Here is a 15,566-nt window from a genome sequence, read left to right as displayed (position 1 = left end):
CACGCCGCCAGTTTGTACCATACGCAACTCATATGGTAACGTTTTCGCAAACTAAAAACCATTACCCCACCAATAGTCATGTCTTTTCAACGGTGAAAGGAATACTAAAATGTCTACAATCAAACGCGTAGCATACGCAATACTACACAATTACGGAAAAATGAGCCACGAAAGACTAGAACTACTCACATACTACTGTCAAGCACAATACTTATCTACAACAAGCCTACAATTATTCCCCAACTCATTCCAAGCATGGAAAAACGGGCCAGTATGCCTAGAACTATTTAACATATGCTACCTAACACAAGACGAAGTAAGTGAGAATAATATTATCTTCAGCCCAGTCGAACTATATAAATCGTTTAACTGCTCCCAACTACGCGTAGTATACGCCGTTTGCGAAGCGTTAAAAAACTACGCTACACAAGACTTAGCCGCCAGAGCGCGCAGTGAACTACCATGGGTTGACGCTAGAAGAGGCGTTGACACTAACAACGCATGCGATACTGAACTATCACATAAAATCATCCACGACTATTACGCGAAAAACCCTGTAATTGCCGAAGGGCGCGCGAACACAAGAAGTAGAAGCGTTGAAAACGCTATACGCCGTCTAAGAGACGCGCATCTTAAAAAATGCAAGCAAGCAGAAAAAGAAAAACTAGAAGCACAAAATCAAGCGCACGCGGTTAATAATCATTGTAAAGAACTCATAGACGCTGAAAACATGGTCATGCGTAAAATCAGCATGCTAAACGAGTTCAAAAACATGTCGGATAATAATATTAAAACTCGAGCACGCATGATAGCTAGAAGCATAGGAAAACAATTATGCGAATACGAGCAAAACGAGATTAAACGCCAAAACTTTCAACATAACCTAGAAGCAGCAAAACAACAAAACACGACTCAAAACACGAGTACAAACACGACTACAAACAGTGCAAACACTGCAAACAACACAAACACTACGACTGGCTCTAGCAGCACTAATGCAGCCAGCAAAAACACTGCAACTAACGCAAACGTAGATAAGACTGGTAAAAAAGCTAAAACCAGCACAAACACTATGACTGGCGAAAAAGCTGCAGCCAGCAAAAAATCCAAAACTGGTGAGAAATCCAAGACTGGTGGAAAAACCAATACTAACGGAAAGAGTGAAGCCAACAGAAAAGACGAAGCTAGCGGAAAAGTCCGCAAAAACGAAGCTAGTTAACGCATTTTGCGCGACTTTACAGCAGTTCATGATATGTTAAACAACAAAACAACAAAAAAACGCCACTGTTTGAGCAGTGGCGTTTTTGCGTTTGTGGAGTCGCGGGGAATTGAACCCCGGTCCGGAAACCGTACCCTCGGTCTTCTACGTGCGTAGTCTGCTGGCCATTCGGCAGTTTTTCTGCCCCCATGTTATCGCAGACAATTCATGGCGAGCATATCTACAGTAAAAGTCCCTGAACTACCCTGCAGCTCGGCAATTCAAGCAAGTCTTCTAATGACGTTTAGCACCACTCCGAAGACGTGAGTGGGTAAACGGAGCAGCTGCTCACTGGTTAATCCTGGCGCGAAGCTCAGGCAGCGAGAGCGAACTCAGTGCGATTAGATTTAGCACTTATTCTTTTGCGAAAGGACGTTTACGAGTGGACTTTCGTATTCTCGGCACGCTTCCCCGCGGCGAACAGATCACCGTCGAAACCGATCGACCCCTTTTGATTTATCAAACTATCATTTAAATACTGGCATAAAGCCAGAATAATCATTATAAATAAACGTTTTAACAGAGTCAACCTGTTTTAGAATATTGATTTATTTCAGACTCAACTAAAGCTCACATAAAGCTCAACTAAAGACTCACCTAAAGATTTATTCCAGAATCACTTACCTTCAGTCTCACCTGTTTTAACACCATCACTATTGCCTTTAGCAAGCTTCTTCGATTTTTCAACAAATCTTCTATTAACAACAAACGCACAAATTGACACAGAAAACACGCAAATAAATATTGTAACGTTTCTAGCTTTAGCATTTCCAAGGCTTTTTACAGCATTAGCATGAAGAGCAACAGCAGATTCCGCATCAATAGTGGTCTCTACTTTGCCGCCACTAACGCTCACAGTTTTAGTGCAATCTTTAGACTCATAAACATTGCAATATTCGCCATCTGGCAAGTCGGTTTTATAATTCACTTTTTGAGGCTTTTCCGTGTTGTTAATCGCAAGAAAACCCTTGTTTCCTCGGCTAAACGCAACGTTATTATCGTCATCATCTTGCCAATTAGTAACCTTAGTGCCTCTAACAGCGTTGTAAAACCCAATCATTCCGCGAATCGAAGTTAACCTCTGCGTGCATTGCCACTTAGAATCCTTTGCACAACTCACATCAGGAATCGAAGTTTGCATAGCTCCAGGTGCTCCCTCATCTCGTTTTGTAAACTCATAACCAGAAAACACATTTGGAGTTCCATACGGATACGCAAGCATAAACGCGTTTGCAAGCTCATACTTTTTGCCATCTTTATACGTCAAAACTCTGCTTGCATTGTCTCGCTCAGTATCCCAATTCGTAACGAAAATCGCAGCTTTTTTGCTTGGAATCAGCTTATCTGTAATATGTTTAAGATTCTCAATAGACCCATAAAAATAGTTTCTAAGCCTATAAGAGTACTCAAATTCGTTCACTTCGCCAGTTTGTAAATATTGGTCTGGCTGAATTCTAGGGTCTTGCTCGGGGAACCCTATTGTTTCTTGCATCCACCAAATCTTATCTGGCGTTGTTCCAGCAGAATCCGCAGCCGCAGCTTTTATAGCCTTTACATCTTGCGGAGACATGTGTTTTGCTGCATCAACTCTAAACCCAGCCACTCCAAGCTTTAGCATATGCGCAAAGTACTCTCCCAAAGTTTTTTGCACATGAGGATTAGAAGTGTCTAAATCCAACAGTCCAACAAGTCGATGCGTCCAAACGATTTCTGCTTTTCTATACGTGTTTATATCTTCCGTTGACTTGTGAAAATCGTCTTTTGTATATCCAGCATCTGGGAACGATTGATTTGCAGCATCATACTTGCTTCCGCCAACGCCAAGTGTGTCTTTGTTTGAAAAACCAGTTGTGTGGTTTATTACCGCATCTGCAATAATTCCAACACCCGAAGCTTTGCAAGTTGTAATCATCTTCTTAAACTCGTCTTCTGTGCCAAGTTTTGAATTTAGCTTATAACTTACAGGTTGATAACTTGTCCACCATTGATCGCCCTTAATATGATCTTGCGGAGGAGAAACTTGCACGTATTTTACACCCTCTGAGCCGTACGTTTTTTTGCATTCCTTTGCTATACTTTTCCAATTTTGTTGGAATGCTGTTACGATTACGCCTTTTTGTGTATTTTTTTGAGATGATTTTGCGCTCTCATTTGCAATCGCTGGGCTGCTTGCGATTACTGCTCCCGCCAAAACGGTAGCAGCACAAGATGTTATAGCCGCAACTCTTGCCAACACAAACTTTAACTTTACAAGCGTCTTTTTATTGAAGCCTGTAAATATTTCTATGCCGTGGATCATCGTTGTTCCTTTCTGCAAGAATTGCGGCTTTGCTTTGCTCTTACCTTGTTCTTACTTTGTTCTTTTTAGATCTAGATTCTACCTCACTATATTAGGCTCATCTATTCCCACTCGATTGTGGCAGGTGGTTTAGATGTAACGTCTAACACAACGCGATTAATCTGACGGCATTCGTTTGTGATTCGAGTAGAAATCTTTGCCAATACATCGTAAGGAACTCGCGACCAATCAGCAGTCATAGCATCTTCCGAACTTACTGGTCGAAGCACGATTGGAGAACCGTATGTGCGCTCGTCTCCCTGAACTCCAACAGAGTGAACATCTGCCAAAAGAACAACTGGGCATTGCCAAATATCGCGATCCAATCCAGCTGCAGAAAGCTCTTCACGCGCAATAGCATCTGCTTCTCGAAGCACAGCTAAACGCTCGCGCGTAATCTCACCAACAATGCGAATTCCCAATCCTGGCCCTGGGAACGGCTGGCGCCACACAATAGCGTCTGGAAGCCCAAGCTCCGTACCAATTGCGCGAACTTCATCCTTAAACAAAGTGCGCAAAGGCTCAATAAGCTTAAACTTTAAGTCCTTTGGTAAGCCGCCAACATTGTGATGCGACTTAATATTTGCAGCACCGTCCCCGCCGCCAGACTCAACAACATCTGGGTAAAGCGTGCCTTGTACAAGGAACTTAACTTCTGCTCCAGATTTTCCAGCTTCTTCAATAACTTGACGCTGAGCTTTTTCAAATGTGCGAATAAACTTTTCGCCAATAATCTTGCGCTTGCGCTCTGGCTCACTCACGCCTTTAAGCGCATCTAAAAAGTCATCTTCTGCATCTACTGCAATAAGCTTGATCCCAGTTGCCTCAACGAAATCATGCTTAACTTGCTCGACTTCGCCTTTACGAAGAAGACCATGATCCACAAAAACGCAAGTAAGCTGATCTCCGATTGCTTTATGCACAAGAGCCGCAGCAACAGCGGAATCGACTCCTCCAGAAAGTCCGCAAATAACTTGTGCATCTCCAACTTCGGCGCGAATCTTTGCAACCTGGTCTTCTATAATGCTCGAGGGATTCCAATCATTCTCCAACCCTGCACATTCATGCAAGAATGTAGAAATAAGCTTTTGACCTAAAGGCGTATGCTTGACTTCTGGATGCCATTGCACTCCGTAAAGCTTGCGACTTTTATCTTGCATAGCTGCAACTGGAGCGCCTTGAGTGTGCGCAAGCACCTCAAATCCTTCTGGCGCGTTCTTAACTGCCACTCCGTGGCTCATCCAAGTGTTTTGCTCTAATGGAGAATTTGCAAGCAATCCTTCTGCTTCATCAATAGTTGCATGCGTTTTTCCATACTCGCCCAATGCTGCTTTGTCTACAACGCCGCCAAGCTCGTGAGCCATAACTTGGGATCCGTAGCAAATTCCAAGCACTGGAACGCCTGCTTCAAAAATCTTTGTGTCAATTTTTGGCGCTCCTGGCTCATAAACAGAGGCAGGTCCGCCAGAAAGAATTATGGCTTTTGGATCTTTTGCCAGCATCTCCTCTACTGGCATAGAGTGTGGAACAAGCTCCGAATAAACGTTTGCTTCTCTTACTCTTCTAGCGATTAGCTGGGCATATTGGGCACCGAAGTCAACTACAAGTACCGGACCGTTTGCCATGATTCTCCTTATATATAAGAAACACATTTATAGGTGATTCAATTTATACTAATGGCGCTTTGAGACGTTGGCGTTGTGCGAAACGCCGCAACTTAACAAATTATAAAAATTACAAAAATAAACAACATTGACATTACAACAAAGTGAACATCAAACATAACATAATTGATACTTTTAAGGTGATTTTTGTTAACACTTTAACACATTTTTTCAACAAATTCGCACGTAGTAACTAATCAAACGCACAAAAGTCAAAAGCTGTTACTATACTGAAAAAGATGGAAAAAGAGGCTAATACGTTTGTTTTTTGGCCTCTATAACCAAATGGTAATGATTAAAATCGCACTGAAAAGTGCTTGAGTACAGGAGTACACATGACGAGTCCTGTTATTGGCACCCCTTGGAAGAAGCTTAACGCTCCAGTTTCCGAGGCGGCCATCGAAGGCGTAGACAAGTATTGGCGCGTTGCTAATTACCTCGCTATCGGTCAGATTTATCTTCGCAGCAATCCTCTAATGAAGGAGCCATTTACTCGCGAAGATGTTAAGCATCGTCTAGTCGGCCACTGGGGTACAACTCCAGGCCTTAACTTCCTTATTGGACACATCAACCGCTTTATTGCTGATCACCAGCAGAATACCGTGATTATCATGGGTCCAGGCCACGGTGGCCCAGCTGGTACTGCTCAGTCTTATCTTGACGGTACCTACACTGAGTACTATCCAAAGATTACCAAGGACGAAGCTGGTTTGCAGAAGTTCTTCCGCCAGTTCTCTTACCCAGGCGGTATTCCTTCTCACTTCGCTCCTGAGACCCCAGGCTCCATCCACGAAGGTGGCGAGCTTGGTTACGCTCTCTCCCACGCTTACGGCGCTGTTATGAACAACCCAAGCTTGTTCGTTCCAGCAATCGTTGGCGATGGCGAAGCTGAAACTGGTCCTTTGGCTACTGGTTGGCAGTCCAACAAGCTTGTGAACCCACGTACCGATGGTATTGTGCTTCCAATCTTGCATTTGAACGGCTACAAGATTGCTAACCCAACCATTCTTTCCCGTATTTCCGACGAAGAGCTTCACGAGTTCTTCCACGGCATGGGTTACGAACCATATGAGTTCGTTGCTGGCTTCGATGATGAGGATCACCTTTCCATTCACCGTCGCTTTGCTGATATGTTTGAAACCATCTTCGATGAGATTTGCGATATTAAGGCCGAGGCTCAGACTAACGATGTAACTCGCCCTTACTACCCAATGATTATCTTCCGCACTCCAAAGGGTTGGACTTGCCCTAAGTTCATCGACGGCAAGAAGACTGAAGGCTCTTGGCGCTCTCACCAGGTGCCACTGGCATCTGCTCGTGATACCGAAGCTCACTTCGAAGTTTTGAAGAACTGGATGAAGTCCTACAAGCCTGAAGAACTCTTCGACGAAAAGGGTGCTGTTAAGGAAGACGTTCTTTCCTTCATGCCAAAGGGCGAACTCCGTATTGGCGAAAATCCAAACGCCAACGGTGGTCGTATCCGCGAAGACCTTAAGCTTCCAAACCTTGACGATTATGAGGTTAAGGAAGTTAAGGAATTCGGTCACGGCTGGGGTCAGCTCGAAGCTACCCGTCGCCTTGGTGTTTACACTCGCGACATCATCAAGAACAACCCAGATTCCTTCCGTATCTTCGGACCAGATGAGACCGCTTCCAACCGTTTGCAGGCTGCTTATGAAGTAACCAACAAGCAGTGGGATGCTGGCTACCTTTCTGGCTTAGTCGATGAGCACATGGCAGTTACCGGTCAGGTAACCGAGCAGCTCTCCGAGCACCAGATGGAAGGCTTCCTCGAGGCTTACTTGCTCACCGGTCGTCACGGCATTTGGAGCTCCTACGAGTCCTTCGTACACGTTATCGACTCCATGTTGAACCAGCACGCAAAGTGGCTTGAGGCTACAGTTCGCGAGATTCCATGGCGTAAGCCAATCTCCTCCGTGAACTTGCTTGTGTCCTCTCACGTATGGCGTCAGGATCACAACGGCTTCTCGCACCAGGATCCAGGCGTAACCTCCGTGCTCTTGAACAAGACCTTCAACAACGATCACGTAATCGGCATCTACTTCCCAGTGGATTCCAACATGTTGCTCGCTGTTGCAGAGAAGGCTTACAAGTCCACCAACATGATTAACGCCATCTTCGCTGGTAAGCAGCCAGCTGCTACTTGGTTGACTCTCGACGAAGCTCGCGAAGAGCTCGAGAAGGGTGCTGCTGAGTGGAAGTGGGCTTCCAACGCTAAGAACAATGACGAAGTTCAGGTTGTTCTTGCTGGTGTTGGCGATGTTCCACAGCAGGAATTGATGGCTGCTGCCGACAAGTTGAACAAGCTTGGCGTTAAGTTCAAGGTTGTTAACGTTGTTGACTTGCTCAAGTTGCAGTCCGCTAAGGAAAACAACGAAGCTTTGACTGACGAAGAGTTCACTGATCTCTTCACTGCAGACAAGCCAGTCCTCTTCGCTTATCACTCCTATGCACATGACGTTCGCGGCTTGATTTACGATCGTCCAAACCACGACAACTTCAACGTTCATGGCTACAAGGAGCAGGGCTCCACCACCACGCCATACGATATGGTTCGCGTGAACGACATGGATCGTTACGAGCTTACTGCTGAAGCGTTGCGCATGGTTGACGCCGCTAAGTATGCCGACGAAATCAAGAAGCTCGAGGACTTCCGCCTCGAAGCCTTCCAGTATGCAGTCGACAAGGGTCTTGATCACCCAGACTACACCGATTGGGTATGGCCAGGCGTTAAGACCGACAAGCCAGGCGCCGTTACCGCTACCGCCGCAACCGCTGGCGATAACGAGTAGTTTTAAGCTATCAACGCTAAAATTGCTTAGCTGATTTTTAGGGAGTCAATCGAAAGGTTGGCTCCCTAAAAAATTAGTCGCACAAAAAAATTAATAATAAAACATATAAAAATCAAAATTTCCGCTTGTTGTTTTGCAAATAGTCTTAAAATAGCTAAGGATTCTTCGTTCGACATGCAATTTTCAACGTTGAAACACGAAGAATAGCAAAAACGAAAATGCAAAGCAAAATAAAATGCAAAGCAAAATAAAATGCAAAGCAAAATAGAATAAACACAGACGCATCAAAGGAGAAAAGTCGTGTCGTTAGTTAACGTAACTATTATTAGCGCAGATTGCGCGCAAAGTCGCAATGTTGTAGCACTAGGAGTTGCAAAAGCTCTCTCTAATCATTATTCAACAACTGTTTTTAGACCATCCGCAAAGCATGATGACGCGTTTACAAGCGAATTGATAGCTGCAAGCAACACAAAACCAACGCTGGAACAAGTAATCGCAGCATGCCCATGCGCAGTTCGTAAAAACAAAGACACACTAAGAGGAGACATTGTAGCTCATTACAACGAGCTGATTAGCGCAACAAACGCTCAAGGATGCGTTATTGTAGCAAGTGATTCTACTTCTGTATTTGATCCAGATTTATTCCGATTCGATGCAAGTGTGGCAGCTGATTTAGCTTCTCCTGTGTTCCTAAGCATTTGCGCAGAAGGCAGAGATAGCAAGCAAATCTTGCAAACAATCGAAGCGCAATGCGCAAGCGTCAGCAAAGAATACACAAAAGTATTCGGTGTGTTTGTAACTGATTGCAAAGAAGACTTAGCAAAAGAACTAAAAGAAGACTATACTCAAAGCAATAATGGCACTCCACTTTGGACTTTGCCTTCTATAAGCGAATCAGAATCAGATAAATTCAACGATTATGTTGCAGATGAAGAAATCATCAACGCTTTGCAGCAGCCATTTGCCGCTCCTACTACCCCATATGCCTTCCAATACAGCTTGCTTGGAAAAGCTAAAGCAAATAAGAAAACAATAGTACTTCCAGAAGGCGAAGAAGATCGCATTCTAAAAGCAGCTGATTACTTGCTAGAGAGAGACATTGTAAACCTCATTATTGTTGGAGAACGCGAATCTATTCTTGCAAGAGCACAAGAGCTTGGATTAAAGTCTCTTAACAAAGCAAGCTTCCAATCTATGAGCGACGAAGAGATTCTTAGCAAAATGATTAGCAAGCTTTGCGAATTGCGCGCAAAGAAAGGCATGACCGAAGAGCAAGCTAGAGAACAGCTTAAAGACGCAAGCTACTTTGGCACAATGCTAGTGGTACTTGGATTAGCAGACGGACTTGTTTCTGGCTCTGTTAACTCAACGGCAAATACCGTTCGCCCTGCTCTTCAAGTTATTAAAACTAAGCCTGGATCTAAGCTTGTTTCTGGCGCATTCATTATGTGCTTTAAAGATCATGTAGCAGTATTTGCAGATTGCGCAATCAACCTTAATCCAGACGCTCAGCAACTTGCAGACATTGCTCTTCAATCCGCACAAACTGCTAAAGCTTTTGGCTTAGATCCTAAAGTTGGAATGCTATCTTACTCCACTCTTGGATCTGGAAAAGGCCCAGACGTTGATCTTGTAGAAGAAGCAACAAAGATTGTAAAAGAAAGCGACCCAGACTTAAAGGTTGTTGGATCTATTCAATTTGACGCTGCATGGTCGGAAACTGTTGCTGCTTCCAAAGCTAAAGGCAATGATGTAGCAGGACACGTAAATGTGTTTGTGTTCCCAGACTTATGCGCTGGAAACATTGGATACAAGGCCGTTCAGCGCTCCAGCGGCGCTTTAGCTGTTGGACCAATCCTGCAAGGCTTAAACAAGCCTGTTAACGACTTGTCTAGAGGAGCATTGGTTCAAGATATTATCAACACTGTTGCTCTTACAGCATTGGAAGCGCAGTTCTAATAATCGCAAGCAATAATCGCAAGCAATAATTTAATAATTGCAAGTTCTTACAATGATTTGCAAATGTAATAATAAGTAAATACAAAAGCACTCATTGTAGGAACTTGCATGTAAACTTAAACATGGCAATTTACTAGCCTTATCAACACTTTATGGAGGATGCCCTCATGGCAAAAACCGTTCTTGTTATCAATTCTGGTTCTAGTTCTATTAAGTACCAGCTCGTCGATTTGGAAAGCGGCGAAGGTATTGCGTCTGGTATCGTAGAAAAAATTGGCGAACCAGTTGACGGACACTACAAGCACGTATTCAATGGCGAAAAGCATGAGTTTGACGAGCCAGTGCACGATCACGAGCAAGGCTTAAAGCGCGTACTCGGCTTCTTCGAGGAATATGGTCCAAATCTTTCCAAGTCTGGAATCGTAGCTGTTGGACACCGCGTTGTTCAGGGTGGCTTAACATTCCCTAAGCCTGCATTAGTAAACAAAAAGACCATTAATAAGGTGAAGGATTTGGCTGTTTTGGCTCCACTTCACAACGGCCCTGAGGCTGTTGGCGCTGAAGTTATGACTGAACTTTTGCCAGATGTTCCACAAATTATGGTGTTTGACTCTTCGTTCTTCCACGATTTGCCACAGGTTGCTGCTACTTACGCATTGAACAAAGATATTGCAAACCAGTACCACATTCGTCGCTATGGCGCTCACGGCACTTCCCACGAGTACATTGGCTCTGTAGTTCCAAGCGTTGTTGGAAAGCCTGCAGAAGGCTTGAAGCAGATTGTTTTGCACATTGGTAATGGCGCTTCTGCTTCTGCTCAGGTTTCTGGCAAGCCAATTGAAACTTCAATGGGCTTAACGCCTCTCGAAGGTTTAATGATGGGCGGCCGCACTGGAGATATTGACCCAGCTGTAGTGTTCCACCTTATTCGCAACGCTCACATGAATGTGGATGAGCTTGATACGCTCTTTAACAAGCGTTCTGGCATGATGGGCATGACTGGCCACGGCGATTTGCGCGATATTCATAAGCTCATCGCAGAAGGCGACGAAGACGCTAAGCTTGCTCTTGGCGTGTACGTTCACCGCATTGTTGGCTACATTGGCAACTACACTGCTCAAATGGGCGGCGTGGACGTAATCACATTCACCGCTGGCGTTGGCGAAAACGACGAGATTGTTCGCGCTCTTGTATGCGAAAAGCTTGCTCCATTCGGCGTTAAGCTCGATAAAGAGAAGAACTTGGTTCGTTCTAAGGAGCCACGCATTATTTCCACTCCAGATAGCTCTGTGATTATTGCTGTAATCCCAACTAACGAAGAGTTGGCAATCGCTCGAAAGTCTGCACAAATCGCAGAAGCTGGAGTCGATTCTTACGGCAACAAGTTTGAGCGCTAAATCGTAGTGTAAAACAACGTAACGTAAAAACGTAACACATAAATAATCCCGGGTTAAAAAAACTCGGGATTATTTGTTATTTAAGCTCACTATTTATGCTAACTATTCAAGCATCTTATTCCACATACCAGGAAAATCAGGGATTGTTTTGCGCGTAGTGGCAATATTTTTTACGCTTATATTAGATATACGAAGACCTAACATTGATGCAAAAGTTGCCATTCTGTGATCCGCATAAGTCTCCATCACTTCCCCATGCATATTTTTGCTAGGAATAATACGAATTCCATCATCTAGCTCATCAGCACCTATTCCAACGCGATTTAGTTCCGTAACTATTGCACTCAAGCGATTCGTTTCGTGGCCTCTTAAATGCGCAATACCGTGCAACTCGCTTACACCATCTGCAAACGCAAGAATCGCAGCAATACTTGGCGCAACCTCGCCAGCAGCAGCCAAATCAAGCGACTTAATTGCACGAATTATGCCGCTACTAGTTACGCACAATGTTGAAGAATCTGCGCTAGAATGCTCAAAAACAATTTTTGCGCCCATTTGCTCAAGAATCCCAGGCAACAATCCCCCAGGCTGAGTTGTTTTAAGCGGCCAATTAGGGATTTTAACGCATCCGCCAGCAATCAACGCTGCTCCAATAAAAGGCGCTGCGTTAGAAAGATCTGGCTCTACAACAACTTCATCTGGCAAAATCAAATCATGTTCTTTAACACGCCATACTCCGCTTTCTGGCATATCTACTACTCCGCCAGCTTTGCGCACATCTTCCATTGTCATTTGAATATGAGGCATACTAGGCAATTTGCTTCCAATATGCTCGATTTGTAATCCTCCTGGAACGCGAGATGCAATTAGCAACAGCGCAGATATAAATTGAGACGATGACGAAGAGTCAATGCGAATAACGCGATTATTGCAAGAATTTTGCGCACTATTTACATCATATGATTCAAGATTTTTGGGCGGAATAACGCTAAATGGTAAGAATCCGACTTTTCCGCGATATACGATTTTTGCGCCCAACTGTTCCAATCCATCTAGAACAGGCTTCATTGGACGAGCATACGCTTGCTCATCTCCATCAAATTTCACACAATTATTTGCAAACAGCGCTAAAGCCGTTACAAAACGCATAACTGTTCCAGCCAAGCCACAATTAACAACCGCATTATCATCTACGCTAAAAACGCCATTTTTGGGCGGAATAACACAAACTGCTGTGCCGTCGCGACTTAGCGAATCGCATTTAACTCCAAATACGCTTAGCGCGTTAATCATAAGTTCCGTATCTCTCGATCTCAGCAATCCCTTTAGAACAACTGGCTTATTTCCAAGAGCTGCCAAAATCAAATATCGATTAGATAACGACTTGCTTCCAGGAATATTCACTGTTGCATTCAAAGGAGTATTGCATGATGGAGCTTGCCAAACATCATCATGATTATAAGGATTCATTATTCCGCTCATATTATGAATACTATCTATGAATATGTACGCATTGCAATTTTCACAATGCTTTACATATGAATAAACGCATTATGCCAATATCCTGTTTGTATTGAAGCATATAAAGCAATAGTAGGAACAGCAATGCAAATTACATAAAATATCCAATCGTATGCTGTTAACTTCGATTTTCGCGCTGGAACGCGTTTAATACTACTTCCAAAAGCCCTAGCTTCCATAGCTGTAGCAAGTTTCGTACCTCTGCGAATAGATAACACAAGCAAGCCAAAAGATTGCGAAAGCATGCGCTGTAACGCTTTACCGTCCGATATACCACGAGACCTGCGAGCTAAACCAAAAGCACGCCAATCATTTTGTAATAGACTAAACATTCTCAATCCAGCTAATGCTCCGTACACAAATCGTGGAGAAAAATGCAAAATCTGCACTAAGCCGTCTGCTAAATCAGTTGGATCTAATCCAATAGCTAATATAACGCCTGGAACTGCTACAGATGCAACGCGAACAAACGTACAAATTGCCAAATACAATGAGCCTTGGCTTATATGCATCCAGCCGAACTTAAATATATCATCTCCAGAACTTTGGCCATATAAAAGCACCGATATAAAGCTACCCGAAGCAGCAATCCAAACTGGCCAAGTATGACGCAAAACATACCAAGGAGTTACTCCAGCAATCGCAAATAACAGTATATCTAAACCGAATGCAATAGAAGCAGAAACAATATCTAATGTAACAAACATAGGCAAGCAAAGTAATAATGCCCCAATAAAACGACTTATTGGATTGAGCTTACGAATAAACCAAGAAGGCGAAACTAGTCGTTCACTTTCTAAACGTTTAGAAGACGCTGTTACATCAATATGTGAAACTTTTAGTAAACTTTCAAAATCTTTAACTTGAATACTAGACGATTCTTCTGCACTACTAGTTTTATTCACTTCTACTCATTCCATTCGCTATAGTTATGAGCGGACTCTACGATTTTTTCGTACTCAACTCTTATTACTCTTGCATCTAAAGACTTTACAAGCTCATCATCGTGAGTAACAACAATCACCGCTGAACCACTATCGCGGATTTGCGCAATAAGCTTTACCATTGCTGTCCAAGTTCTAAAATCTTGCCCAAAAGTAGGCTCATCCATAATAACAACGCGCGGAGCGGCAGCTAAAAGTGTAGCTACAGAAAGTCTACGTTTTTCTCCTCCAGATAATGTATAAGGATTAGCAAGAGCAAAACGCTTCAAATCCATACGTTCAAGCATGCTATCGGCAATATCATAAGCTTCCTTTTCGCTTTTTCCTTGCTTTTTAGGACCTACAGCAACTTCATCTCTTACAGACGATGTTATAAATTGATGTTCTGGCTCCTGAAACACCATGCCGACTCGCCCTAGCAATTCTTGACTTTTCCAAGTAAAAAGATTATTTTTACGTCGTTTTGGAACATACTTTTCCATCATGCACACACTGCCAGCAATTGGTTTTAATAATCCTGCAAGCGTTAACGCTAGCGTGGTTTTACCAGCACCATTAGGCCCCATTAAAGCCGTTACTTCGCCAAAACGAAAAGCTACATTAACATGTTCTGCTAGTGGCAGAGTTCTTCCAAAAGAGCAATCATTAGTATAGAGCGCAACAGATTCTTCCGTATCTTTGATTTCGTCTTTGATTTCGCTATCGCAACGTTTAGGTGCAAAAGATTCAACTGTTCTTCCTGGAACCCAAGCACCACCTTTTGCGAGCATATCGCCATATTTTTCAAAAACATCCTCAGGCTTACCGTCTGCAATAACGCATCCTACATTTGCATCATTATTATTTTCGTTTTTTCCAATAACAATAACTCTATCAATCAAATCCAGCCACACATCAATATGATGTTCAACTACAATCATTGTAGAACCTGTTTTTTTAAGAATATTCGCCACAGCATCATGAACTTGCTTAACACCTTTAGGATCTAGATTAGCTGTAGGCTCATCTAAAAGCAGCAATCCAGGATGCATTGCAAGCACTCCTGCTAAAGCAAGACGTTGCCTTTGACCTCCCGATAAAGATTGTGTTGAACGTCTAAGACCCTGACTTCCTTGAGTAATATTGTCTAAACCAACAGCTTTTAGCGAAAGCTTTACGCGGTTCCAAGTCTCTTCGCTATTAACTCCAAGATTCTCACTTCCAAAAGCTACGTCGTCGCCTACTCTTTCAAGAATGATTTGAGAATCTGGATCTTGCATAACAAGTCCAACTTTTCCGCGAGCGTCTCTAGCATGAACACCACCGATTAGAAGGCTACCTTCTTCCATGCCTTCTGTTTCATCACCTAAAACACCTGCTAAACCAGCCATAAACGTGCTTTTCCCAGCGCCAGAAGCACCTAAAAGCAACACATGCTCACCAGGCTTAATATCAATATTTACATTCCTTAACACAAAATCTTTGCGCGTAGCGTGTCTCCAACCCCAGTCTTTAGCAACTACGCTCGCTGGAGTCCACTCGTTTTTATCAACAAATCGCATACAAACAAACTTTCATTGCATAGCAAAATTTAAAAATATAAAAATCTAAAAATATAAAAATTGCATAACACAATTTCAAAAAATATAAAACAAGTACAAAATATAAGCATCATACGAGTAAACTACCGTGT

General features: G+C 43.3%; 9 protein-coding genes and 1 other RNA gene. 4 read left to right on the top strand and 6 right to left on the bottom strand.

Annotated elements, in window-relative coordinates:
* Window positions 1-109 precede the first annotated feature (109 nt).
* Window positions 110-1,219, top strand: a complete 1,110-nt coding sequence (locus HXT45_RS02800; RefSeq protein ID WP_421782198.1) for a Panacea domain-containing protein — start codon at window positions 110-112, stop codon at window positions 1,217-1,219.
* A 91-nt stretch (window positions 1,220-1,310) separates the two neighbouring features.
* Here the strand turns inward: HXT45_RS02800 and ssrA are convergent.
* The 3 genes from ssrA to guaA all read right to left on the bottom strand — a co-directional run bounded on the left by ssrA (window position 1,311) and on the right by guaA (window position 5,221).
* Window positions 1,311-1,707: a transfer-messenger RNA gene (gene ssrA / locus HXT45_RS02795) on the bottom strand.
* A 167-nt stretch (window positions 1,708-1,874) separates the two neighbouring features.
* Window positions 1,875-3,557, bottom strand: a complete 1,683-nt coding sequence (locus HXT45_RS02790; protein WP_421782196.1) for an alpha-amylase — start codon at window positions 3,555-3,557, stop codon at window positions 1,875-1,877.
* 101 nt (window positions 3,558-3,658) lie between these two features.
* The gene (gene guaA, locus HXT45_RS02785; RefSeq protein ID WP_421782194.1) at window positions 3,659-5,221 is read right to left on the bottom strand and encodes a glutamine-hydrolyzing GMP synthase; all 1,563 of its coding nucleotides are present in this window, start codon (window positions 5,219-5,221) and stop codon (window positions 3,659-3,661) included.
* 374 nt (window positions 5,222-5,595) lie between these two features.
* Here guaA and HXT45_RS02780 point away from each other — a divergent pair, with 374 nt between their 5' ends.
* The 3 genes from HXT45_RS02780 to HXT45_RS02770 all read left to right on the top strand — a co-directional run bounded on the left by HXT45_RS02780 (window position 5,596) and on the right by HXT45_RS02770 (window position 11,429).
* Entirely contained in the window at window positions 5,596-8,073 is a 2,478-nt protein-coding gene (locus HXT45_RS02780; RefSeq protein WP_421782192.1) for a phosphoketolase, read from the top strand.
* Window positions 8,074-8,373: 300 nt separating this feature from the next.
* On the top strand, window positions 8,374-10,032 hold the full coding sequence (gene pta, locus HXT45_RS02775; RefSeq protein WP_346284121.1) for a phosphate acetyltransferase: 1,659 nt from the start codon (window positions 8,374-8,376) through the stop codon (window positions 10,030-10,032).
* Between the two features lie 167 nt (window positions 10,033-10,199).
* Window positions 10,200-11,429, top strand: coding sequence for an acetate/propionate family kinase (locus HXT45_RS02770; RefSeq protein ID WP_004130229.1), 1,230 nt, complete (start codon window positions 10,200-10,202; stop codon window positions 11,427-11,429).
* A 102-nt stretch (window positions 11,430-11,531) separates the two neighbouring features.
* On the opposite strand, the gene aroA is transcribed toward HXT45_RS02770, so the two are convergent.
* Genes aroA through HXT45_RS02755 form a run of 3 tightly spaced genes read right to left on the bottom strand, consistent with a single transcriptional unit; the run spans window position 11,532 to window position 15,435 of the window.
* Window positions 11,532-12,911 (bottom strand): 3-phosphoshikimate 1-carboxyvinyltransferase, encoded by a 1,380-nt coding sequence (gene aroA / locus HXT45_RS02765; protein ID WP_421782189.1) that lies wholly within the window; start codon window positions 12,909-12,911, stop codon window positions 11,532-11,534.
* A 50-nt stretch (window positions 12,912-12,961) separates the two neighbouring features.
* A complete protein-coding gene (locus HXT45_RS02760) occupies window positions 12,962-13,855 on the bottom strand; it encodes an energy-coupling factor transporter transmembrane component T family protein (RefSeq protein WP_353582659.1) in 894 nt (297 codons plus the stop codon).
* A gap of 2 nt (window positions 13,856-13,857) precedes the next feature.
* A complete protein-coding gene (locus tag HXT45_RS02755; RefSeq protein WP_421782187.1) occupies window positions 13,858-15,435 on the bottom strand; it encodes an ABC transporter ATP-binding protein in 1,578 nt (525 codons plus the stop codon).
* Between the last annotated feature and the right edge of the window lie 131 nt (window positions 15,436-15,566).

Source organism: Gardnerella sp. DNF01199S (assembly GCF_049244155.1).
In the GTDB taxonomy this organism is placed as follows: Bacteria; Actinomycetota; Actinomycetes; order Actinomycetales; family Bifidobacteriaceae; genus Bifidobacterium; species Bifidobacterium piotii.
Note: the sequence above shows the minus strand (reverse complement) of the source record. Positions and strands in the feature narration are given on the sequence as shown.